This window comes from Microbulbifer sp. ARAS458-1, from assembly GCF_045348205.1.
GTDB lineage: Bacteria > Pseudomonadota > Gammaproteobacteria > Pseudomonadales > Cellvibrionaceae > Microbulbifer.
In genome coordinates, this window is sequence record NZ_CP155838.1 from 141830 (window position 1) to 165242 (window position 23413).

A 23413-nucleotide genomic window follows, 5' to 3' on the forward strand; every position below is an offset into this window, starting at 1 on the left:
TTACAGCTTGCGAGATAACTCGCGGATCTCCCGGTTCAGGATCCGGTCATTGTCGCTGTAGTCCATCGGAATATCGATCAGGTGCACACCACCTTGTTGCATACATTGCTCGATGGTGGGCTGTAACTCCGCGGTTTTCTCTATGCGATGGCCCGAGGCACCGTAAGCCTGCGCGTAAGCCACAAAGTCCGGGTTGCCAAAATCCAGTCCGAAATCGTGAAAGTCCATCTGCGCCTGCTTCCATTTGATCATGCCGTAGCCGTCGTCGCGCAGTACCAGAATGACCAGATCGAGCTTGAGGCGCACCGCGGTTTCCAGCTCCTGGGAATTCATCATAAAACCCCCGTCGCCACAGATGGCCAGCACCTTGCGTTCCGGGTGCACCAGCTTTGCAGCCATGGCCGAGGGCAGCCCTGCCCCCATGGTGGCCAGCGCATTGTCGAGTAAAACCGTATTCGGCTCGTGCGCCTGATAGTTGCGCGCAAACCAGATTTTGTACATACCATTGTCGAGCGCGATGATGCCGTCTTCGGGTACGGCATCGCGCACCTCTTTCACCAGCCGCTGGGGCTTTATGGGGAAACTGTCGTCCTGCGCGCCTTCGAGGATATGCGCCTGCAGGGCATTGCGAATACGGTGGGCATCGGCGAAGCTCCAGTGCTCCTGGGGCTCCAGTTCTTCCTTCAATTGCCAAAGACTGTTGGCAATATCCCCCACCACCTCGATCTGTGGAAAATATACCGGGTCCACCTGCGCGGAACTGAAATTGATATGCACCACCGCCGGGCCACCGGGCCGCATAAAGAATGGTGGTTTTTCCACAACATCGTGACCCACGTTGATGATGAGATCTGCCTGATCGATGGCGCGGTGCACGAAATCCCCATCGGACAGGGCGGTGTTGCCAACAAAATGCGCGCTCGCTTCATCGATTACCCCCTTCCCCATCTGCGTGGTCACCACGGGAATACCCAGTTTCATAACCAGTTCCCGCAGCATTTTCGCGGTGAGCTTGCGATTGGCACCAGCGCCGATCAGTAAAAGAGGTTTGCGCGCGGCGGCAATCGCCTGCGCGGCCTGACACACGGCTTTTTCCTCGGCGATGGGCCGGCGGGTATAACTGGGTTCCAGCACCGGCATGGTGGAGTGTTCGCGGGCTATATCTTCCGGCAGTTCGATATGGGTCGCACCGGGGCGCTCCTCTTCCGCGTGGCGGAACGCCTCGCGCACGTGGGCCGGCACATTGTCACCGCTGACAATCACCTTGGTGAACTTGGTCAGCGGCTGCATCATGTCGACAATATCGATGATCTGAAACTGCCCCTGCTTGGAGCTCTTGATGGGTTTTTGCCCGGTGACCATTACCATGGGCATGGCGCCCAGCTGCGCGTAAGCGGCCGCCGTCACCAGGTTGGTGGCACCGGGGCCCAAGGTGGAGAGACACACCCCGGCATTCCCGGTCAGGCGGCCGTAGGTGGCCGCCATAAAACCGGCGGCCTGCTCGTGGCGACCAATCACCAGTTTGATTTTGGAGCCGCGCAGGGACTCCAATAGATCGAGGTTTTCTTCCCCCGGAATGCCGAAAACAAATTCCACGCCCTCCGCTTCAAGGGCGCGCACGAATAAGTCAGATGCCTTCACCAGAAATCCCCGCTCAGATTTTGTAACCGGCTCGGCGCGCGATTGATCACCGCCACGCCGCAATAACCTGTTAAGCAGGGTAGCAGATGCGGGTCTGCGGGACTCAGTCGTCGCTGGCTTGACGGATATCCCCGCTCCCCGGTTCCCCGTCCTGAAACTGCAGTTCCGCCAGGCGCTGATACAGCGGCGATGACGCCACCAGCTCCCGGTGACTGCCCTGCGCGACCAGCCGCCCGCGCTCGAGAACGGCGATGCTGTCCGAATGCAGGATGGTTGCCAGGCGGTGGGCAATCACAATGGTGGTGCGGTTTTTCATCAGCGCCTGTAGCGCCTGCTGTACGTGGTATTCGCTTTCCGCATCCAGCGCGCTGGTTGCCTCATCCAGCAGCAGGATTTTCGGGTCTTTCAGAATGGCACGGGCGATGGCGAGCCGCTGCTTCTGACCACCGGACAGACGTGTGCCCTGTTCACCCAGGTGACTGTTGTAGCCCTCTGGCAATTGCTCGATAAATTCGTGGGCATGGGCGGCTTTGGCGGCGGCAATGACCTCGGCTTCAGTGGCATCCGGTTTGCCGTAGCGGATGTTGTACCAGACATCGGCGGTAAACAGCGCGGGCTGTTGCGGCACAACGGCTATTTGCCTGCGCAGGGTACCGGTGTCCAGCGCGCGAATATCCACGCCATCTAGGGTAATGCGCCCGCCCTGTGGATCATAAAACCGCTGCAGCAATTCCAGGATTGTGGATTTTCCCGCACCTGAGGGCCCCACCAGCGCCAGACTTTTGCCCGCCGCTACATGCAGGCTTAACTGATGCAGGGCCGGCTGATCCGGGCGCGACGGATAATTGAATTCAACGGCTTCGAAATCGATCTGCGCGGGCAGGTCGTACCGGGGGGCAGCCTGGGCCGGGGAATGATTTTGGGATTGATCCTGGGATTGAGGTTGGGTCCTGTTCAGAGCCGCGGCGACGGCTGCGGCAGCGTCATTATCTGCCGGGGCGGGAATATCAGACTCGACACCCAGTAGGTCCATCAGCCGCTCGGTGGCGCCGGTGGCCCGCTGCAGCTCACCGTACACCTCGGAAATGGTCGCCACCGCAGAACCCATCAGGAAGGCATAAAACACAAATGCGGCCAGATCACCGCTCGTCATGCGCCCGGCAATCATGTCGTTGCCGCCCACCCACAGCAGCGCACTGACCGCGCCAAACATCAGCAGTATCACCACTGCAATCAGCAGTGAACGCTGGCGTATTCGCCGCCGGGCAATATCAAATGCAGCCTCCACTTCTCCGGCAAACGCCTGCTTCTCATAGTTTTCGCGGGTGTAACTCTGCACCGTTTTAATGTTCTGGATGATTTCCCCGGCGTAGCTGCCGACATCGGCGATGGAATCCTGGCTGGCCTTGGAGAGTTTCCGCACCCGCCGCCCGTACAAAACAATCGGCAGCAGCACAGCGGGCACACCGACGAGTACCATCAGGCTCAATTTCAGGTTGGTGATCAGCAACAGAATCAACGCACCGACAAACATCAGTGCACTGCGCAGCGCCATCGAAAACGAGGTCCCGATAATGTGCTGTAGCAGCGTGGTGTCGGTGGTGAGACGAGACATGATCTCGCCGCTGCGATTGGTCTCGAAATAGCTCGGATGCAGCGTCACGATATGATCGAACACCGCTTTGCGCAGGTCCGCCACCACGCGCTCGCCCAGCCAGGAAACAAGATAGTGCCGCGCGTAGGTTCCCACTGCCATCAGACCCGCCAGCACCAGCAATACCAGAACCGCATGGGTGAGGGCCTCGCTGGAGCTGCCGGACAATCCCCGGTCCACCAGCTGTCGCACACCCTGCCCGATGGACAGGGTCACCAGAGCGGTAAACACCAGCGCAATCGCCGCCCCCAGCAGTACCGCCTTGTGGGGGCGCATGAATTGCCAGAGTGCGATAAGCATTTGCCGCGCGCTCAGGGTCGAGGTGGAGTCCGCCGGTGAAGTATTTTTCTCAGAACTCACGTGTATCCGCTTATGGGAAGAGATTGAATGTACAGGGTGATACGCTGGCAGCCATCTATCGGTAACTATCTATCGGTAACTGCCTGCCGGTGACGGCCAACCTTTTCAGGCTTCGCTTTCCAGTGCCACGGCATCCGCTTGCGGTAGCGCAGCCCGCTTCAGACTGCGCAGGTATCCGTGCAGCAGCTCCGCATCCAGCCCGTGCAGCATCAGCCGGAACCCCGCCTGCAGTGTGGAGTGCGGCACCATAGGGTGGCGATTGCTGACCAGAGACAGAGCCATACCATCGTTCAGCAACTTGCCGATATAGATCGAGATGGTTTCGTCCAGCTGCAGGGAGTTACTCGCGCGCCAGAAATCGTGATCGGAGAGGAACAGCGCATACAGTGGCGTGTACATCTCGATAGCGGTCTGCAGATCCAGCACATTGGTGGCGTGATCTCCCCCCGGTTGCAGATCAAATTCACCATCGGTGATTGCTGAAAAGTCCAACCGCTCGGCTGCGCCGATATCGCGATTGTCACGGCGCAGCTGTTCATTCAACTCGGCGATAAAGTTGTAGATATTCAGATCGTGAACCAGGAATGTATCGTCAAGCAGATCCCGCAAATTCTTCGGACGCAGCGGGCGGGTACTTTCAATGCGCACATCGCCGACGTTATCCGCAATAAACTGCAGCAGTTCGGTGCCGATATTGAAATGACGCAATATCAGGTAGTTGGCATCGCCGCGGACAAAATACTTGAGCCCCCAGTAAATGGTTTTGTGCAACAGCCGGGATGAGTTCCAGCGCTCCGGAATCACTATTCGCAACAGCTGCACCAGTACGATGCTGAGCCGCGCCAGTGGCCGCACCACCGGTAACAGCAGGCGTCGCGACCAGGTATTGTTGCCGGCCAGCAGCGCCTTCTTGGCCGGCTCGTGGATAGGCAGGCTGCGATCCAGGTAGAGCGCCAGCCAGGGGTTGGGGTCGCTCCGGTCGATACGTTCCTGTGCGAAGTCGCTGTTCCAGCTCATGGTTTCTCCCTTTGAACCGCAGCCTTTGAATAGTGGCCTATTCACCGCGGTCTTTTATTCATGGGCTTTTAATAGTGGCCCAGCTCTTCCAGCTGCAACAGATAAAGGCGTCCGGTCACGCGCGCCGTTTCCAGTATCCGCTCCGCCAGACCGTCGACCTTCAGGACACCGGATTCCAGCACTTCCTGCAGTTCCTGCAGGTGATCCTCGTCGTGCTCGGCGTGGTATCGATAAAAAGAGACTTGATGGGGTTCAAGTTGCAGATGTTGCTGCAGGGCACGGGCAAAAAGCCCGGCAAAGTGCTTGCCCAGCCCCTCGATAATAAACATGGCGCCGAGCAGATCCAGCGGATCGGCGCTGCCTGCGCGCTGGAACATCCATGCGGACAGAGCACGGGAACCGATATTCTGCCTGCCGCTGCGCAACGTCGCTACATCTCCGCCCACGGCCTGGTAATCCCGCTGCAGCATTTCATAGTCGCGATGCTCAGTGCGCGCATGCTCGAGAAAGCGTGAGCGCAACTCCAGATGTTCCCGCCCGATGGAGGATACCGCACAGGCAATCCAGCGGGATCCATCCAGCACCTGTTGGTAGTGGTCGTGCACCAGCAGCCGGTAGTCCTCCAGTCGCAGTGCGCCGCGCAGGGCGCGGGCGACAATCGGCACCTTGACCAGGCGCCCCTCGAAATCCGCCCAGATTTTTCCCAGCTCGCGAATGATCAATGCCGGCTCGTTTTCAAGAACTTCCATTTTATTCTCCATTACACCGCGGTCAGACACATAAACGACGCCAGGCAGCGGCCACTCTCCGGCACAAAACAGAGTATGCGATCACCGCGTTCCAGCTTCTCCTCCCGCAGCAGCCGGTCAATCAACAGGAAAATAGACGCGGAGCCCACGTTGCCTACCTCCTGCTGGTGGTTGCGCCAACGTTCCTCTGGAATCATGGCTGCAGAGTGGGTGAGCAATGTTTTCATTTTTTCACCCAGTGCGCGCGCGGAGTAATGCGGCAGAAAATAGCGGACATCCCCCGGCGACAGTCGGTGCTTGTCCAGTACTTCGAGAAAGTACCCCATCCAGACCGGAAACATCTGGTCCAGCAGTTCGAAATCCTGTCGCAACACGATAGCGCCCTGGTCATAGGCGATACCGGGAGAACCATAGTGCGCCCAGGGTCGGTAATCTTCCATACCATTGCTGCGGGTGCCGGCGTACATACAGGTGGGGAAACGATCGGCAAACGATTTCTGTTCGATCCAGTCAATTTTCAAACTGGGGCGCTGCGGGTCCGGCTCGGCCTCCATCACCAGCGCGCCGGCGCCGTCGGACAGGGTCCAGCGCAGAAACTCGTACTGCATTGCCTGATGCGTGCTCATGGACGTGAAGTCGATCGCGCGGTAAAAATCAGGCTGAAACCAGCGGCTGGAAAATTCACTGCCACTGGCGGCGGCAATACGATGCTGACCAGCGCGGATGTTCAGCCAGGCGGATTTGATCGCCATCATGCTGCTGCCGCAGACACTCTGGTGCGAGCTGATTTCCATGCTGCTACCGCCCAGTTCCCCATGCACCGCGCTGCCGATACCCGGTACCAGCAAATCAGCCTGGGTGGTGCCGCAGGCGAGATACTGCAACTGTACAGGGTCCCGGCGCGCCGCATCGCAGGCGGCTTCCACAGCACGCGCAGCCATCTCGGCATTGGTAAATTGTGGGGTGCCCTCAGCATCCAGGGCGTAGTGGCGATGGCGGATGCCGTTCTGGCGCAGGGTCAGGGCCTTGAGCTTGCGGCTGTGCTCGCCCAGAAATCCGATGCGCGATTCCATTTCGCGGTTGTCCAGCGGTACACCGGGCAGAAAGCTGCCGCTGCCGGTGATAAATGCGTCCTGCATGTACTTTCCTTTCCGTCCGTTCTCTGGGCAGGCATATTATCACCGGGATCGTCCGGAGACAGATGTGCCGGAAACACCAGGCAACACTTCAACCAATACGCCAAACAATTCTCCAAACAAGACATCGACCGAAATACCAATCAGTCCGCATGCGCCTCGGCCAGGCAGTCCCACAGGGTCTGCACGATTCTCGACGGCCGCGGCGAGAGCCGCTGGATCGCGACGAAATCACATTCGTACTGGTAGCGCTGCGGGTGGATTGCGCGGATCTCGCCCTTTTTCAAAAACGTCTCCGCATAGTGGTCCGGCAGGTAACCGATATAGCGCCCGGTCTGCAGGCAGTGGACGATGGCTTCCTGGTCGTTGACGGTGATGTCCCGCTCCAGTCCCAACCGGTTGCCCACTTCCATATTCGGCGAGTGGTAGCCGAGGCCGGCGTATTTACTCTCGCGAATGGCATCGTCGTCGATGGAAATATCCGCAGTGCCAAACAGCGGGTGGCGATAGCCACAGTAAAGGTACATCTGCTCGTAAAACAGATGCTGGTACTCGAGGCTTGGCGAGGTGCGGTGTGCGGGTACCACGCCGAGCTGGAAGCGCCCCTCCATTACTCCGCGCTCGATTTCATTGATCGGCTCGATATGGATATCCAGGCTCACCTCTGGCGCCAGGTCGTCGAAGCGCCGCAGGGCCTCACTGATGTGGGCGGCGGGGTTGGTGACCATTTTGTCGAACAGAGCGATGGAGATGTGGCCGGTCATGCGCCGGTGGACGTCCGCCACCTCACCGCGGAAGGTATCCAGGGAGCCCAGCAGTCGCAGGGTGGCCTGGTAGATCTGGCGCCCCTCGCTGGTCAGGGCAAAGCCGCCGCGCCCCCGCTGGCACAGAGTGACCCCGAGACGCACCTCCAGGTCCTTGATATGCCGGCTGATGGTGGAGCGCCCCACGTTCAATTCCAGCTCGGCTGCCGAGAAACCGCCGGCCTCGGCGACCGCGCGAAACACTCTCAACAGGCGCAGGTCGATATCGCTGAGCTGGCCCAGCAGGGCGGTTTGTTTGCGGGCCATTCGGCTAATCCTCCGGGAACTCTACCTGCAGGAGCATTAGTTTCATAATTGTGAAACTAAACATCGATAAACAGCAGTTTATGAAACATTAAAGCTCTTCTACATTTGTCGCAACCCATCGGTCAATCGCGCCGGATACCCGGCCAAATGGAGAATAAGAGTGAGCGACAAGTTTGCCGGGCTCAGCCAGTCTCAGCTGGATGCCTACTGGATGCCCTACACGGGCAACCGCCAGTTCAAGCAGGACCCGCGGATCATCACCGGGGCGGAGGGCTGCTACTACACCGACGCCGATGAACGCCGGATTTTCGATGGACTGTCCGGCCTGTGGACCTGCGGTGCCGGGCACAACCGGGTGGAAATTGCCGATGCGGTAAGTGAGCAGTTGCGTACCCTGGATTACGCACCGGCCTTCCAGTTTGGCCACCCCAAGGCATTCCAGCTGGCGGAGCGCATCACCCAGTTTATGCCGCAAGGACTGAACCGGGTGTTCTTCACCGGTTCCGGTTCCGAGTCGGCGGAAACCTCCCTGAAGATTGCCCGTGCCTACTGGCGCAAGAAAGGCATGCCCTCCAAGACCAAACTGATCGGCCGCGCCAAGGGCTACCACGGGGTGAACTTTGGCGGCATCAGTGTTGGCGGTATCGGCGCCAATCGGGCCCTGTACGGCACCGCGGTAGACGCCGACCACCTGCCTCACACGGTGCTGCCACAGAACAGGTTCTGCAAAGGCATGCCGGAGGAAGGTGCGCACCTGGCGGACGAACTGCTGGAAATGATCGCCCTGCACGACGCCTCCAATATCGCCGCCGTGATTGTGGAACCCATGGCCGGCTCCGCCGGCGTGCTGCCGCCACCGGTGGGCTACCTGCAACGCCTGCGCGAGATCTGCGACCAGCACAACATCCTGCTGATTTTCGATGAGGTGATCACCGCCTTCGGCCGCATGGGTGCGGCCACCGGTGCGGAGGCGTTCGGCGTAACCCCGGATATCCTCAACACCGCCAAACAACTCACCAACGGCGCAGTGCCCATGGGCGCGGTGATCGCCAAGCAGGAAATCTACGACACCTTTATGGATCAGGGTGGCCCGGAGTACCTGCTGGAATTGCCCCACGGCTATACCTATTCCGCCCATCCGGTGTCCTGTGCTGCGGCGTTGGCGTCACTGGATATCCTGGAAAATGAAAACCTGTTCAACCGCGCAGCGGAGCTGGCAGTGATTCTGGAAGACCGGGTGCACCAGCTGAAGGGCACACCGCTGATTTCCGATATCCGCAACTGCGGCGTGGCCGCGGGCCTCACTATCGAACCGACGCCGGGCGAACCGCTACTGCGCCCTTACCAGATCGCAATGAAAATGTGGGAGAAAGGCTTTTACGTGCGCTACGGTGGCGACACCATCCAGCTGGGCCTGCCATTTGTGGCGGAGGCGGAGGAAGTGGATACGCTGGTAAGTGCGCTTGGCGATGCAATCAATGAGGTTGCTGCGGGTTAACAATCATCGTCATGCCGGAGTTGATCCGGCATCCAGTGGACGCGGCACCATCCAGCTTCGTTGCGCTGGATCCCGGGTCAAGCCCGGGATGACCCGGTTCGTCATGCCGGACTCGATCCGGCATCCAGTGGACGCGGCACCATCCAGCTTCGTTGCGCTGGATCCCGGATCGAGCCCGGGATGACATAGCTCGTCATGCCGGACCTGATCCGGCATCCAGTGGGCGTGGCACCATCCAGCTTCCTAGCGCTGGATCCCGGGTCAAGCCCGGGATGACCCGGTTCGTCATGCCGGACCTGATCCGGCATCCAGTGTACGTGGCACTATCCAGCTTCGTAGCGCTGGACCCCGGACCAAGCCCGGGATGACGGGAACAAAACAATTAAATATTTTCGAGAGGAAACAGCATGAACACCGTAGGCCATTTTATTAACGGCAGTACCACCGAAGCCGCCGAGCGCACCCAGGATGTTTTCAATCCGGCCACCGGCACCGTGTCCAAGCAGGTTGCGATTGCCGGCAAGGCCACCGTGGAAGAAGCCGTTGCCGCAGCACAGGAAGCCTATAAAAGCTGGCGCAACACCCAGCCCGCCAAGCGCGCCCGCATCATGTTCAAGTTCAGGCAATTACTGGAAGACAATGCGGAAAAAATCTGCGCGCTGATCGGCGAGGAGCACGGCAAAATTTCTCACGACGCCATGGGCGAACTGACCCGCGGAATCGACAATGTGGAATTTGCCTGTGGCGCGCCGCAGATGCTGAAGGGTGAGCACAGCCGCAATGTGGGCCCGGATATCGATTCCTGGAGCGAGATGCAGCCGCTGGGCGTGGTTGCCGGTATTACCCCATTCAACTTCCCAGCCATGGTACCCCTGTGGATGTTTCCGCTGGCCATTGTGTGCGGCAACACCTTTGTACTGAAACCTTCCGAACGCGACCCTTCCTGCTCCCTGCTGCTGGCACAACTGCTGCAGGAAGCCGGCCTGCCGGACGGCGTATTCAATGTGGTCAATGGCGATAAAGTGGCGGTGGACACCCTGCTTACGGATCCGCGCGTGGAAGCGGTCAGTTTTGTGGGCTCCACCCCCATTGCCGAATACGTTTACGCAACCGCCACCGCGCACGGTAAACGCTGCCAGGCTCTGGGCGGAGCCAAAAACCACGCGATCATCATGCCGGATGCGGATATGGACAATGCCGTCGCAGCACTGACCGGTGCGGCCTTTGGCTCCTCCGGCGAGCGCTGTATGGCCCTGTCGGTAGCGGTTTGCGTGGGCGACGAAGCGGCGGATAGGTTTATCGACAAGATGTCCACCGCCATGCAGGACCTGAAAGTGGGTGCCTACAGCGACAGCAGCAACGACTTTGGCCCGGTCATCACCGAGGCGCACATGAACAAGGTCAACGGTTATATCGCCAGTGCCGCCGAGCAGGGCGCCACCATTGTGGTGGACGGCCGCAACCCGAAAGTCGCCGGATTTGAAAACGGCTTCTTTGTCGGCGGCACCCTGATCGATAATGTGAAAGCGGGCATGGCCTGTTACGAAGAGGAAATCTTCGGCCCGGTACTGCTGGTGGTGCGCGCGGACTCCATGGAGCAGGCCATGCAGATGATCAACGATCACGAGTACGGCAACGGCACCTGCATCTTTACCCGCGATGGCGAAGCGGCGCGCTACTTCAGTGACAATATTCTGGTAGGCATGGTCGGTATCAACGTGCCGCTGCCCGTACCCGTGGCCTACCACAGCTTCGGCGGCTGGAAACGCTCCCTGTTCGGTGACCTCGGCACTTACGGTCCGGACGGTGTGCGCTTCTACACCAAGCGCAAAACCATTACCCAGCGCTGGCCTTCCAGCGGTGTACGTGAGGGAGCACAGTTCTCCTTCCCCAGCAATTAATTTCCGCCCAGTAAAAAACGCCCGCAGCCAATACTGCGGGCGTTTTTTCGTTGGAGTGCGGAATTACAACTGCGCCGACCAGGCCACGGCCACGGTCAGGCTGTGGGATTTGTCCAGGCTGGGGTTGTCAAAACCCAACTGGAATTTGACCCGGGCACTGTCGTCACTCAGGGCGAACAGCCATTGGCCCTCCTCACCATCCACACCCACATACGGATTGCCGGGTAAATTGCCCCAGCGGATTCCCGGGCGATAGCGCACAGTGTCGGCGAAATACTCTACATCCAGTGAAAGCTGATAGCCGCTCATCTGCTCGACGTAGCGGCCAGTGGCGTACACCGGCATGGTGAACTCATGGTCCTCGAGTTCGCGCCAACCGGAAAATACCGGGGCGAGCTGCACCTCGTCTTCTACATCGCGGTCGGCGGTATCGAATTTACCGTAGGTATAGGGTGCCCGCTCCCAGCGAATCAGGCTGTAGGCATCCTCCACCCGCACAAACATTTTGCGCTGGTTGTTCTGGTACCCGGCCACCAGATCCAGGGTAAGCCCCTCACCTTCGGGCTTTTCGAAATCGTGCGCGAGCAACAGATCTTCGGAATAGCGGTAGTCCAGAGACGCATTACCGGCAAAAAACTGCTCGTCGCTGCTCAACAGCCCATCGATAGTGCCATCCTGAAATTCCCGCGCTTTCAGCAGGCTGACATCCGCCTGAAAGAACAGGCCGCTGTCCAGGTTCCAGCGGCGCTTGAGGCGAATACCGTCGGCCAGTAATTGCAGCGCGTTCAGATATACCGGCACCGCACCCTCAGGCGGAGTGAGGTCCTGCTCGTCGCGATAGTAGAGATCGGCCGTGGCGCGGTTATAGGTCAACTGGTAATCGCAACGGACCGTGTAAGACAGCCCCCAGTCACCAAGCCAGACACCAGTATCCAGGCGATTTCTGGTCCAGGAATTCTCGCCGCGGCCCGGGGCCTGCTTCCATTTGCCGGCAAATTCACTGATGGGCAGCGCTTCACTGATGGTGCGGCTGTAAAAATCGAGAGAGACTTCCGGGCTAGGTAGTGCGACTGACTGTAGCGGCACATTCATCAACCCCAGAAACAGAAAGGGCCACCAGAGGTGGCCCGATCCATTTCTGCGAATATCTCCCTGCTTAGAGCAGAGTTTCAATCGCATTGTCGATCCAGGTGATCAGGTAAATATCGTTTTCTTTGCTAAGGGTACCGTAAACGGTGCCGTCTTTGCTGATGTAACCGCGCAGGGTTTCATCATTTTCGGATTCCGTGAACTCCAGCATAAAGGACGTACCCTCACCCTCGCTCAGGACCACCTCGGTCACCGCTTCATCTGCGTAGTCGATGTCGATACGCAACAGGTCGGCGCCCCAGGACAGGGTTAGCACCGCCTCGGCAATATCGTAGCCGGTGCGTTTTACCACCAGCTCGACATCCATGGTTGGCAGATTCGTAGAGAGCTTGCCCGCAGCGCGCAGGCGCGCGGTCGCTTTCAGGTAACGGCCTTCTGCGTCGAAGTCCATTTCCGCGTTATCCAGAACTGCGACGAGGCTGCCGCTATCGCTGCCGGTAAAGAGCGAAGTGGTCCACAGCCCTGCGTCCCACCAGTCTTCCGGACCCGCAGTGTATATACCTTCGGCGGCCACCGTTGCTTCCAGGCCATTAATCAGGTCCTGATGATCAGCGGTGAAAGCGATGCGAATATCCTGTGCGATATCAGTCTGGCCAGCCGCCACACCGCTAACACACCCGCTGGTGTCCCAGTTCCAGAATCCCCAGACGGGTTCGTTTTCACACTCGTACTGGCTGGTGACACCTTCAAGCAGTTCGTTTACCCCCCAGAATTCATAACTCTCACCTACCCACGGGCACTGTGCATCGCCCTCGACACTGCAGCTCAGGTCGATAAAGTGCTGATAGCTTTCTTCCGAGTAGCGATAGGAATAAACCACGGTAGCCTGGTTGCCCACTTTCCCATGTACCACGGTCAGCGTGTTGTTTTCGGCGCTGTAGGCATAGGAAGTCAGGTCATCGCGCTCGTAGCCTTCCGGAGTGAAACTGTACTCGGCGATATTATCGAGAGTGAGTGAAACCAGCGCTTCTACAGAAGTTTCATTTGCCTTATCAGAGAAGGCGCCGCTCAACAGCAGCTTTTCCGGCAACAGACCCAGGTGATCATTTTCTGGTTGAGCTGCGAGTAGTGCGGCAGATTTGCGAATGCCAAATTCAATGGTGCCTTCGAAAGCGTATTCAGTATTTTCCAGTCCACCGTTGATCATCAGCCAGAGGCTATTGATATCGGGCGCATCTTCCGACTCTTCTCCGAACGACTCTGCAAGATTCAATTTCACCTGGGAGGCGTCGCTCAGAGAAAGGCTTACATCATCACGGCCCGCACTACCTTCGATCGTGAATATATGCTCGGCCGCCGCCAACGCCAGGGAGCCCGGCTCACCAGTAAGAACTGGCAGCGTGATTTCCATATTGACCGCAACCTGATCGGCAGTGGTAGAGGAGTCACCATCGATATCATAGATACCTCCGGCCAGGGTCCAGACGGTCCCGCTGCGAGAAATGGTACCCGCGGGGAAATGGCTCAGGGCATCGGCACGGGAATCGTAGTCGGTGTCTTCCTGATACTTGTCCCAAAGGTAGCCCGCTGCGTCGGTTACACTTGTGTAAGGTGCTTCCAGTGCTGGTTCAGCGGCAAACTCTACTGCCGAGATCTGGTTCAGCAGGACATCACTGACCTCGCGGAAACCGGCAATCACTTCCTGAGCATCCGAGTCCAGCAGGGCTTCTGCAGATTGCAGTTTTACAACGATATTTTCCTCGTTGTAGCCATCCGATTCGCCATCCAGCTCATTCTGGATCGCTTCAACCGCTTCTATGGAAACTTTACGCGCGGTCGCAACCAGGTTTTTTGCCGCCTGCAGGTTATCTGCCAGTTCGGAGTCTACTTCTACCGGTGGGGTACAGCTGGCGCGATCGCCACAGTTTTCTTCGACGGCCTCGTCGGCGTCACTCTGGGCTGCGCTGGCTGCGTCGGCCACACCGGCCAGGCTTTCGTTGTTTTTGCTGGTGGCAGTGGCCACTTCTTCCAACGCAGCGCTGATCGCTTTCACCGCTTCCGCATCAACGGTATTGGCATCGAAGCCGGCACTGAGGCTGACGAGTTGTGCAGCCACGTCACCGGAAGCCGCGGCTTCTACCGCCGCGTTCAGCAGGGCGAAACGCAGTTCCTGCTCTCCGGCTTCCGTGGCACTGGTCAGGTCAACCGGAGCGATGGTGCTCGGGTTTGCATCCAGACCAAAGGTATCTTTGACAAACTGGTTGGCAGCGTTGATGGATGCCTGGGTGGGTGCAGGGCCGGCTTTTTCAGCCACCAGCGTGGTCAGTGCGGTAATGCTAGAGGAAACACTGGTTGCGCTGGCATCAACAAAAGTCACCGAGCTCAACTGGTAATCCAGTGCGTATTTTTCCCCAAAACCGATGCTGCCATCTTTATCGGTGTCATCGTCGCTGTCACCGGCGGTGCGACACACGGCGGTATCACAGGTCACCATGGCGACACTGTCTGCCGGGTTTTTCAGTACCAGTTTTACCGCGCCGGTGTAATCGGCGAGATCAATGGAATAGCTGCCGTCAGCGCCAGTGGTGGCCGAGCCCAGCAGGGTATTGTCCGCGCCATAGGCCTCGACAAGTGCACCGGCGATGATGCCCTTGGCGGCCGTACCGCCAACGGGAATGGAGCTGCCTGTACCACCGCTACTGGATCCAGAGCTGGAACTGGAGCTGGAGCTACCACCGCTCGAGCTACTGGAACTGGAGCTTGAACTGCTTGAGCTCGAACTGCTTGAGCTCGAACTGCTTGAGCTCGAGCTACTGGAGCCTCCGTTGTCTGAAGAACTGCCACCGCCGCCGCAGGCTGTGAGTGCAGTGACCGCAATGGCCAGTGCGAGTTGTTTATACATGCTTTCCCTTCACTCCTGCTGGAGTGCTTCCTTGTCGATAACCGTTTGAAAAACTCGGGACACCACCCATTGACTGGATCATTCTGTGCCCACCTCTCCTTTTCGGGCTGCCCCCAAGCAGTCGCCCAAAAACTGTGACGCGTATCTCACTTCGTCACAGGCGGAAAATGATGCCGGTGGATGTTTGGCGCCTCAATAGCCCCTTTTAATCATTTTTGTGGCCCTCATTGATTGCCCTGCGAGCAAAGTGGTGACATTCCACCCAGAAGTGTCATTGCATGAGTAAAAGGGGCTAACGACGACGCTCTCTTGCCGTAGGAGAAAACGCTGCCCTGTGTCATCATCCGCGCGCCAAAAAACCGGCCTACCAGAGCAGAAAAGCCCGAGCGGGTGACCACCGGCCAGATCTGTTTCAGGGAAGCCAATCAACGAAAGGAATACACAGAATGAGCAGAAAGCTGATTTCCAGCGGATCGGAGTTTGAGAGCAAGATTGGTTACTCCCGCGCAGTGGTGGATGGCGACTATGTTTTTGTCTCCGGCACCACCGGCTTCAATTACGCTACCAACAGTATCAGCGACGATGTAGCCGAGCAGGCAGACCAGTGTTTCGCCAATATCGAGCAGGCGTTGAAGGAAGCCGGCAGCAGTATCGAGCGCATTGCGCGGGTTACCTATATCCTGCCGAACCGGGATGACTTCCAGCCTTGCTGGCCGGTATTTCAGAAGTGGCTGGGCGAGGTGCGCCCTGCCGCCACCGTTTTTGAAGCGCGACTGCTGGACGATGCAATGAAGATTGAAATTCAGGTCACCGCGCGGATTTGATCCGGTCACCTGCTCCGGTCACCTGAATGGTAAATTACGGAAGGATCGCCTGGTCCTTCCGCATTCACACGGGATTAACGCTCTGACGCCCGCTCGTTTTGCGCCACCGACAGGTAGCCAAAATAGCGGTCGCGAATTTCCCGCACATAGTTCACAGGCTCACGCCCCCGCACGTAACCGAAGCGGGCTTTTTTATAGTGCTCTGGCTGTGACAGCAGCAACATGGCCTCTTCCACATTGCCGAACCAGCGGTTCGGGTCTTTCCCCAACCTTTCCGCGAGCACCCGCGCATCCCGCACGTGCCCGTGGCCCGCGTTATACGCGGCGAGGGTGAAATAAATTTTCTGGTCAAATGGCAGGGCTCTCGGGAAGCGCTCTTCCAGCCAGCCGAGATAGGAGATACCCGCGCGAATTCCGTTTTCCGGCTGATATAAATCGGAAATGCCCAATTGCTGACCGGTACGCGGCATCACCTGCATCAGGCCACGGGCACCGGCAAAGGAGCGCGCCTTGGGATTGAAGCGGCTCTCCTGATACATCTGCGACACCACCATGCGCCAGTCCCTGTCTGCGGGTACCGCGTGCTTGCGCACCAGTGGATCGTAGGGAGACAGTTCCGAGGTATCCCGCAGCCGCTCCCGGTGCTTACCGCGGATGCGCTTCTCTTCCCTGAAGTATTTGTTGTAGGTGACATTGAAAAACAGGCCGCGGTAATACTGATTGAGGAAGCCGTTCAGCTTGTCGAGCAACTGCGGCTGATCCCCGCGTACCGCCCAGGCGATATCCTGTTCGCCGGAAAGGTTGCCCACCACCATAAAATCGTCGCGGTAGGTCTGCTCGATCTGCACCAGGTGGGAGTCCGCCACGGTGTAGTCATAGCGCCCTTCGGCCACCGCATCAATCAGCTGCTCGGTGGTTGCCCCCTGCACCGCGCGAATATCCAGCGTCGCGTCCCCGCTCACGGAGGCCTGCAGCAGCTGCAGGCTGGAGTAATAACTGCTCAGCGGGTTCACCGCCACCGACTGCCCCTGTAAACGCTCAGCCACGGGTACCGCCATATCCAGCTGCGCACTGCTGTCCACCGCGGCAATCAACTGTTCGGTCACCTGCATATAGGGACGGGTAAACACTAGGCCCTGCTGTTGGCGCGCCTCGGTGATGGTCAGTGACGCGGCGATAACATCGCCCATTCCCTCAGCCAGTGCATCCGCAAGATCCACCTCGGGGCCGGGCACCACCATACTGAGGCGCAGGCCGTTATCCTTGGCAAAGCGTTTCAGTAAATCGTAGTCAAACCCCATCAGCTCACCGCGCCACATAAAGTAGGACGCAGGATGGTTGCGGGTCAGCACCCGCAGGGTTTTGGTCTGTTTGATCTGCTCCCAGTCACGCAGGGCGCTGGCGCGGCGCTGGGCCGCAATCAGATGCTCCTCGGTAAAATATTCATTCAGCGCCTGCTCCAGTTGCGCACTGTTTCTGCGCACGGCCCAGGCGATGGCGCGGCGGCTATCCCGCAGGTTTTCCGCCTGCAGCGTCGGGTAATCCGCAAGCATGACCTCGGCGAGATTGCTGTCGATCACGGTACCGTCGTATTCACCTTCGGCTACGCCATCGAGCAGTTCATCCTGGGTGACGGGTCCTTCCAGTACCCGGGGAATCAGTACCCGCTCTTCGCTGGATTGTTGCGCGAGAGTGGCAACAAAGGCACTGCCGTTGCGCAGTGCGACTTCCAGCTCCGCCGTCTGTTGCTGACGGTCGCGACGGGTAATCAGCTGCTCCTGCACGTACTCCAGGGGCCGGGTGAAGGCGACCTGTCTGGCGCGCTCCGGGGTGCGGGAAAAGTTGACCGCAATCAGGTCACCGCGCCCGTCGATAAGGGCGGGAATCAGTTGTGCAAAGTCTTCCACATAGATCCATTGCGGCTCGAGTCCGCGCTGGCGGGCGAACTTTTCCGCAAGTTCACGCCACTCGCCGGTGGGCAGTCCATCCCGCGGCAGCGACTCCTCCTCCAGGCCCTGGGGAGCCAGCAGCCGCAAGGTGCCCCGTGCGGTAATCGCTTCGAGGTCGCCGCGCTCGATATAGTTGTCGAATGTTGGCGGCAGCACTTCCTCTTCGACCTCGTCCACCACCAGTGGCTCCAGGTCGGCTTCCGGCGCCTGTGCCCGGGCGGGGACATCGCGGTCCGCGCCACAGGCAGCAAGCAACAGAATGACCAGCAGACTGCAGGCCCAGCGCACTGCATCCACCCCTATTAACTGCCGACGTCCCCTATCAGGCTTAATTGCCATCTCCCGCATACCTCTAAATTCTGCTGAGTAATTCACTTCCGCATGGGGAATAAATGTCTCACAAACTGTGACACATTTCGATTCCGCTCACTTATTGAACAATCTGCAGGGCGCTGGTCCTATCACCGGCCATCAAGTGGCGCTATGGCCGGGTTCAGGATTGCGAGAACCTGAATCGGCCTGTTCAGGTCGCGCAAGCTCCTGAGAAAACTGCAAACGACATATGCGATAAAACCATGAAAATAATTCGACATCTCACGATCGCCGCTCTGCTCAGCGCCTGTGCATCTCCAGGCTTGAGCGCGGCAACCCTTCTGGACGAAAACTTCCAGGATGGAAATATCGCCGGCTGGAATACGACCGGCACTGTCTATGCAAACGCCTATTACGGAAACTATTCCATCGGTTTACGTGGCGGCACCGCCAGTGCGACCTATACCCTGTCCACATCCGGATATGTAAACGTCAATATTTCCCTGGACATCTCCGCGCACTCCCTTGAGTACGGTGAAAGCTGTATCGCGGAAGTATCGAATAATGGCGGCAGTTCCTGGGTAAACGCGCTCACCCTGTCCAACGGGCAGGATAACAGCGCCCTTTACACCGCAAGCAGTGTGGCCATTGATGCGGACAACAAGTCCCAGTTGATGATTCGCTATCGCAATGGCGGCAACGACTACTACGATTACTGTTACGGCGACAACATTCTCGTCACCGGTGACGTGGATAGCGGCGGGGGCAGCAGTAGTGGCGGCGGAAGTAACGACGATTACTACGATGAATTGAGCGGTTCAGGAAATGTTTCCCGCAGCCTGCTGACTTACAACACGCTGATGAACGGAAGCGACCCGGGCAGCCGGGTGAATCTTTCCGCTTACGCGGTGCCACAGAATGCGGCTCACCCGCTGAATGCTTTTGCCGGAACCCTGACGCTCAGTGGCGAAGCCTCAGGGGGAAGTTTCTCGGAGGTCAAGGATACTTACAACTACACCGGTAGTGGCGATAACACCCGCAAACACCTGCCGGAATTTTCTTTCCAGTTTGTCCAGACCGGCAGCCATATATTCCCGCTACAACGCGGCTCCATCGCCAGCGCGCACCCCAACTGGGAATACGTGTTGACCCCTGGACGTGTATGGCAGGAAAACAGCGACAGCGGCTACACCCGCGCAGCAATACCTTTTGCCCTGCAGCAGCGCAACGCCAATTGCATGCACAACGGCGTGATGACTTTCCTGTTCAAAGAGGATGGCTCGACATCCAAGGTGGCGTATCAGATCAGCAGCGAGACCTGCCTGTACTTCAAGGCTGACTGGTGGGGACTGCTCGACGCCAGCTACACCCCGGAAACCATCGCCAATCAGAGCCAGCTGATCCAGGACTACCAGGCCGAGATCGCCGGGCGCATGCCGACCAAACCACTGTCCGCACTCAGCACGGACTATCCGGGTACTGACCCTTCCGCCTTCGAAGCACCGAACAGTACCGATGCCAGCCATGTTTCCACCGCTGGATTTATCTACGGTGGTGTCCACTACCGCGGCGATTGTGTTACCCGCTATGGCAACTACCCCTACTGCGACTCCATGGTGGTACCGTCTTACTCTTCCGCCAAATCGTTTTTTGGCGGCGTGGCGATGATGCGACTGGAAAAGCTGTACCCGGGCGTGCGCAACACCTCTGTGGCAAGCCACGTTCCCGCATGTAACAGCAACGGCAATTGGTCTGATGTGACACTGAACAATCTTCTCGATATGGCGACGGGTAATTACGGCAATGCTACCTATATGGAAGATGAAGGCGCCTCCCATACCGACAACCTGTTCCTGACCGACAGCCACAGCAGCAAGATCAGTTACAGCTGTACGCAGTATTCACGCAAGACAACACCAGGCAGCCAGTGGGTGTACCACACCTCGGACACCTACATCGCCGGCACTCATATGAACGATTATCTGAAGGATCAGCAGGGCAGCAACGCCGATATCTTCGATGACACTATTGTCGCCGACCTGTGGCAGCCGATTGGCGTCAGTCCTACCGGCCAGTACACCCGCCGCACTTACGATTCTGTTGAGCAACCATTCGCTGGCTGGGGCCTGATGTGGCTGCCGGACGATGTGGCAAAAATCGCGAGTTTTGTAGGTATCGACGGTGGCGAGATCAACGGGCAGGAAATGCTCGACAGCAATCAGCTCGATGCCGCCCTGCAGCGCAACAACGGCGACACCGGTACGGTACCGCTGGCCGACTATCGCTACAACAACGGCTTCTGGGCGCACAACGTATCCGGCAATCTGAGCGGCTGCAGTGGCGATCAGTGGATTCCTTTCCTGTCCGGCTACGGCGGCATTACCTTGGTTCTGTTGCCGAACGACAGTGTTTATTACTACTTTAGCGACAACGACACTTACTACTGGCTGGAAGCGGTTCAGGAAGCACACCAGATCCAGAGCGCCTGTCAGTAACCGATTGACTCCTGCGCAATCGCGCTTCGGCGGACCCGGCTGCGGGTCCGCCTTTTTTCTGCCTGATGATTTATTTCACGACAGTTCACCACTGGCACTACAACCCCGAGAGAGCTGGCCCTACAGATTTAACTGCAGAAAGCCCATGTTATGTCCATGCCACTGTACGCGCGTCGCGCCCATGCAGCGGCAGTCCCAGCTCATAAAAATAATCAAGGTGTGAATATGAAATCGAGTGACCAGAGATCGCGGGCAGGACTCGCGACGGCCATTCTGCTATTGAGTGCGGCGGGCTCAGCCAGCGCTCAGGCGGAAACTATATATTCCGACAGTTTCAGCAGCGGCAATATCAACGACTGGAGCGCAACCGGTACTGTGGATGCGCATAATGGCACCTTGCGCTTGCGCGGTGGATCCAGTGCAACCCACACGTTATCGACCGCCGGTTATTCCGCGGTTTCTGTATCGCTGACCATGTCCGCGGGCTCACTGGAGAACAATGAATTCTGCTACGGGGAAATTTCCACCGATGGCGGCAGCAGTTGGACCACCGCGGTCACCGTCGCCAATGGTGATGACAATGGTACCCAGTTCAATAGCAGCAGCTCACCGGCCGGGATCGACAACAATACCGATGTGCAACTCCGCTTCCGCGGAACCGGCTCCACCACTGGTGACTACTGCTACGGTCACCAGGCGTTGGTTACCGGCACCGGCGGCGCCCCCACCGATCCCGATATCAGCGCGCCGGCAAGTGTCAGCTTTTCAAATGTTGCCCCGGGCAATACCAGCTCCCAGGTAATTACCGTATCCAACCAGGGTTCTGCCCCACTGGTGATCAGCAACACCAGCGCACCCACCGCGCCATTCAGTATTACCAGTAACAATTGCGGCACCGTTGCCGCAGGCAGCAGCTGTGCAATTTCAGCGACATTTTCGCCGTCCAGCGAAGGCAGCTTTGGCAGTGCCATTACCCTGACCTCCAACGACCCGGATGAATCCAGCCTCACCATCAACCTGAGCGGCTCTTCCAGTGAGGGCGGTGGCAGTGTGGAAGATTTTGATCCGCTCACTGGCAGCGGCAATGTTTCCCGCTCCGCACTTACCATGACCACTCTGATCAACGGCAGCGATCCCGGCAGCCTGGTGAATTTTTCCCACTATGCACTGCCAGCCGACGCAGCCATGCCCACCAATCAGTTTGAAGGTTCTCTGGAGCTGTTCGGCGAAGCCAGCGGCGGTGCCTTTGATGAGCACAAGGATACCTTCCGCTACACCGGATCCCAGGATGCAACACGTAAACACCTGCCGGAATTCGATTTTGAATTTGTGCAAACGGGCAGTCATATCGTACCCAGGCAGCGGGGCTCCATTCCCAGCAGCCACCCGGAATGGGAATATGTACTGACACCGGGACGGGTGTGGAATGAAAACGGCGATGCGGGCTACAGCCGGGTTGCCCTGCCCTTTGCCCTGCAACAGAAAAACGCCAACTGCATGCACAATGGGGTGATGAGCTTCCTGTTCAAGGACGACGGCTCCGTTTCCGATGTGGCCTATCAGATCGCCAGTGAAACCTGCCTGTATTATCAGTTTGATATGTGGGGGCAGCTCTCCGCCAGCTACACGCCACAGTCCGTCGGCAACAGCGCGGCTCTGGTCAGTGACTACCAGGCGGAAGTTGCAGCGCGTATGCCAAGCAAGCCGCTAAGCGCACTGGCACAGGACTACCCGGGCACGGATTACACCGCCTTCGCCACCCCCAACGGCAAGGACCCGCTGGCAATTTCCCTGGTGGGCTTAGTGATCGACGGCACCCACTATGTCGGTGGCTGCAGCACTCGCCAGGGTACTTACCCATACTGTGAATCCCTGGTGGTTCCGTCCTACTCCAGCGCCAAGTCGGTATTTGCCGGTGGCGCGCTGATGCGACTGGAACAGAAATATCCGGGCACCTTCAACCAGTCCATCGGCAGCTATATCAGCGAATGCAATACCAACGGCAACTGGAATGACGTGACCTTTGGCAATGCACTGGATATGGGTACCGGCAACTATAAACTCGCCAGCTATATGAGCGACGAAGGCGCCAGCCATACCAACGACCTGTTCCTGCCGGAAGACCACGCCAGCAAAATCAATTACAGCTGTACCGAGTACCCACGCAAGGCGACTCCGGGTACCAAGTGGGTATATCACACCTCGGACACCTACATTCTGGGTACCGCGATGAACGCCTACCTGCAGGGTATTGAGGGCAGCAGCAGCGATATCTTCACCGATATTCTCCTCGACGAAGTATTGGCACCGCTGGGGGTCAGCCCCACCGCAGAATTTACCCGTCGCACCTATGACAGCGTGCAACAGCCTTTCGCCGGCTGGGGGCTGATGTGGTTACGGGATGATGTGGCGAAAATCGGCGCGTTCCTGGCGGACGATAACCAGTCCATACTGCACCAGGGGCAGCTGGATGCGGCCCTGCAGCGGGATAGCAGTGACCGTGGTCTGGAACCGCTCACCGACTACAAATACAACAACGGCTTCTGGGCCCACGAAGTCAGCAGCGATATGAGCGGATGCAGCAATCCTCTTTGGCTGCCGTTTATGTCGGGCTATGGCGGTATTTCTGTGCTGATCCTGCCCAACAACTCGGTCTATTACTATTTTGGTGATGACGACGAGTATCTGTGGATGGATGCGGCACAGGAAGCGCACGCTATCCGCAGCCTCTGCCAGTAATTCACCACCGGCAGACAGAAATGAAAAAGGGGCGCTGGCTTTCCACCAGCGCCCCTTTTTTATGGATGTTTCCGTGT

At 58.3% G+C, this 23413-nt stretch carries 14 protein-coding genes; 5 read left to right on the plus strand and 9 right to left on the minus strand.

Annotation, left to right across the window (positions count from 1 at the left end; all coding sequences use genetic code 11):
• From AAFH99_RS00650 to AAFH99_RS00675, 6 genes are all read right to left on the minus strand, one after another.
• Positions 1 to 1641, minus strand: coding sequence for an acetolactate synthase large subunit (locus tag AAFH99_RS00650; protein WP_406828379.1), 1641 nt, complete (start codon positions 1639 to 1641; stop codon positions 1 to 3).
• 103 nt (positions 1642 to 1744) lie between these two features.
• Entirely contained in the window at positions 1745 to 3595 is a 1851-nt protein-coding gene (locus AAFH99_RS00655) for an ABC transporter transmembrane domain-containing protein (protein WP_406829157.1), read from the minus strand.
• A 165-nt stretch (positions 3596 to 3760) separates the two neighbouring features.
• Complete coding sequence (locus AAFH99_RS00660) at positions 3761 to 4672, minus strand: DUF6999 family protein (protein WP_406828380.1); 912 nt, start codon at positions 4670 to 4672, stop codon at positions 3761 to 3763.
• Between the two features lie 68 nt (positions 4673 to 4740).
• Entirely contained in the window at positions 4741 to 5421 is a 681-nt protein-coding gene (locus AAFH99_RS00665) for an iron-containing redox enzyme family protein (RefSeq protein WP_197023829.1), read from the minus strand.
• 11 nt (positions 5422 to 5432) lie between these two features.
• The gene (locus AAFH99_RS00670) at positions 5433 to 6560 is read right to left on the minus strand and encodes a 3-oxoacyl-[acyl-carrier-protein] synthase III C-terminal domain-containing protein (RefSeq protein WP_406828381.1); all 1128 of its coding nucleotides are present in this window, start codon (positions 6558 to 6560) and stop codon (positions 5433 to 5435) included.
• 140 nt (positions 6561 to 6700) lie between these two features.
• Positions 6701 to 7627, minus strand: a complete 927-nt coding sequence (locus AAFH99_RS00675) for a LysR family transcriptional regulator (RefSeq protein WP_043319547.1) — start codon at positions 7625 to 7627, stop codon at positions 6701 to 6703.
• Positions 7628 to 7838: 211 nt separating this feature from the next.
• On the opposite strand from AAFH99_RS00675, the gene AAFH99_RS00680 reads away from it, so the two are divergent.
• Both AAFH99_RS00680 and AAFH99_RS00685 read left to right on the plus strand, forming a co-directional pair.
• Entirely contained in the window at positions 7839 to 9125 is a 1287-nt protein-coding gene (locus AAFH99_RS00680; RefSeq protein ID WP_231492018.1) for an aspartate aminotransferase family protein, read from the plus strand.
• 407 nt (positions 9126 to 9532) lie between these two features.
• Positions 9533 to 11026: a CoA-acylating methylmalonate-semialdehyde dehydrogenase gene (locus tag AAFH99_RS00685; protein ID WP_043319549.1), complete on the plus strand. Its 1494-nt coding sequence runs from the start codon at positions 9533 to 9535 to the stop codon at positions 11024 to 11026.
• A gap of 63 nt (positions 11027 to 11089) precedes the next feature.
• On the opposite strand, the gene AAFH99_RS00690 is transcribed toward AAFH99_RS00685, so the two are convergent.
• A complete protein-coding gene (locus tag AAFH99_RS00690) occupies positions 11090 to 12205 on the minus strand; it encodes a hypothetical protein (RefSeq protein WP_406828382.1) in 1116 nt (371 codons plus the stop codon).
• Positions 12183 to 15017 (minus strand): hypothetical protein, encoded by a 2835-nt coding sequence (locus AAFH99_RS00695; RefSeq protein WP_406828383.1) that lies wholly within the window; start codon positions 15015 to 15017, stop codon positions 12183 to 12185. The genes AAFH99_RS00690 and AAFH99_RS00695 overlap by 23 nt, the downstream gene beginning before the upstream one ends.
• Positions 15018 to 15463: 446 nt before the next feature.
• On the opposite strand from AAFH99_RS00695, the gene AAFH99_RS00700 reads away from it, so the two are divergent.
• Positions 15464 to 15841, plus strand: a complete 378-nt coding sequence (locus tag AAFH99_RS00700) for a RidA family protein (RefSeq protein ID WP_406828384.1) — start codon at positions 15464 to 15466, stop codon at positions 15839 to 15841.
• A gap of 74 nt (positions 15842 to 15915) precedes the next feature.
• Here the strand turns inward: AAFH99_RS00700 and AAFH99_RS00705 are convergent, their stop codons facing one another.
• Complete coding sequence (locus AAFH99_RS00705) at positions 15916 to 18129, minus strand: transporter substrate-binding domain-containing protein (protein ID WP_197023830.1); 2214 nt, start codon at positions 18127 to 18129, stop codon at positions 15916 to 15918.
• Between the two features lie 236 nt (positions 18130 to 18365).
• On the opposite strand from AAFH99_RS00705, the gene AAFH99_RS00710 reads away from it, so the two are divergent.
• The gene (locus AAFH99_RS00710) at positions 18366 to 20597 is read left to right on the plus strand and encodes a hypothetical protein (protein WP_406828385.1); all 2232 of its coding nucleotides are present in this window, start codon (positions 18366 to 18368) and stop codon (positions 20595 to 20597) included.
• Positions 20598 to 20822: 225 nt separating this feature from the next.
• The gene (locus AAFH99_RS00715) at positions 20823 to 23336 is read left to right on the plus strand and encodes a choice-of-anchor D domain-containing protein (RefSeq protein ID WP_406828386.1); all 2514 of its coding nucleotides are present in this window, start codon (positions 20823 to 20825) and stop codon (positions 23334 to 23336) included.
• The last annotated feature ends 77 nt before the right edge of the window (positions 23337 to 23413 follow it).

What these genes read in the sequence shown, in the direction of transcription:
- AAFH99_RS00655 (WP_406829157.1), bottom strand. Translation starts at nt 3,595, where the DNA reads ATGCTTATCGCACTCTGGCAATTCATGCGCCCCCACAAGGCGGTACTG.
- AAFH99_RS00660 (WP_406828380.1), bottom strand. Translation starts at nt 4,672, where the DNA reads ATGAGCTGGAACAGCGACTTCGCACAGGAACGTATCGACCGGAGCGAC.
- AAFH99_RS00665 (WP_197023829.1), bottom strand. Translation starts at nt 5,421, where the DNA reads ATGGAAGTTCTTGAAAACGAGCCGGCATTGATCATTCGCGAGCTGGGA.
- AAFH99_RS00670 (WP_406828381.1), bottom strand. Translation starts at nt 6,560, where the DNA reads ATGCAGGACGCATTTATCACCGGCAGCGGCAGCTTTCTGCCCGGTGTA.
- AAFH99_RS00675 (WP_043319547.1), bottom strand. Translation starts at nt 7,627, where the DNA reads ATGGCCCGCAAACAAACCGCCCTGCTGGGCCAGCTCAGCGATATCGAC.
- AAFH99_RS00680 (WP_231492018.1), top strand. Translation starts at nt 7,839, where the DNA reads ATGCCCTACACGGGCAACCGCCAGTTCAAGCAGGACCCGCGGATCATC.
- AAFH99_RS00685 (WP_043319549.1), top strand. Translation starts at nt 9,533, where the DNA reads ATGAACACCGTAGGCCATTTTATTAACGGCAGTACCACCGAAGCCGCC.
- AAFH99_RS00690 (WP_406828382.1), bottom strand. Translation starts at nt 12,205, where the DNA reads ATGCGATTGAAACTCTGCTCTAAGCAGGGAGATATTCGCAGAAATGGA.
- AAFH99_RS00695 (WP_406828383.1), bottom strand. Translation starts at nt 15,017, where the DNA reads ATGTATAAACAACTCGCACTGGCCATTGCGGTCACTGCACTCACAGCC.
- AAFH99_RS00700 (WP_406828384.1), top strand. Translation starts at nt 15,464, where the DNA reads ATGAGCAGAAAGCTGATTTCCAGCGGATCGGAGTTTGAGAGCAAGATT.
- AAFH99_RS00705 (WP_197023830.1), bottom strand. Translation starts at nt 18,129, where the DNA reads ATGGCAATTAAGCCTGATAGGGGACGTCGGCAGTTAATAGGGGTGGAT.
- AAFH99_RS00710 (WP_406828385.1), top strand. Translation starts at nt 18,366, where the DNA reads ATGAAAATAATTCGACATCTCACGATCGCCGCTCTGCTCAGCGCCTGT.
- AAFH99_RS00715 (WP_406828386.1), top strand. Translation starts at nt 20,823, where the DNA reads ATGAAATCGAGTGACCAGAGATCGCGGGCAGGACTCGCGACGGCCATT.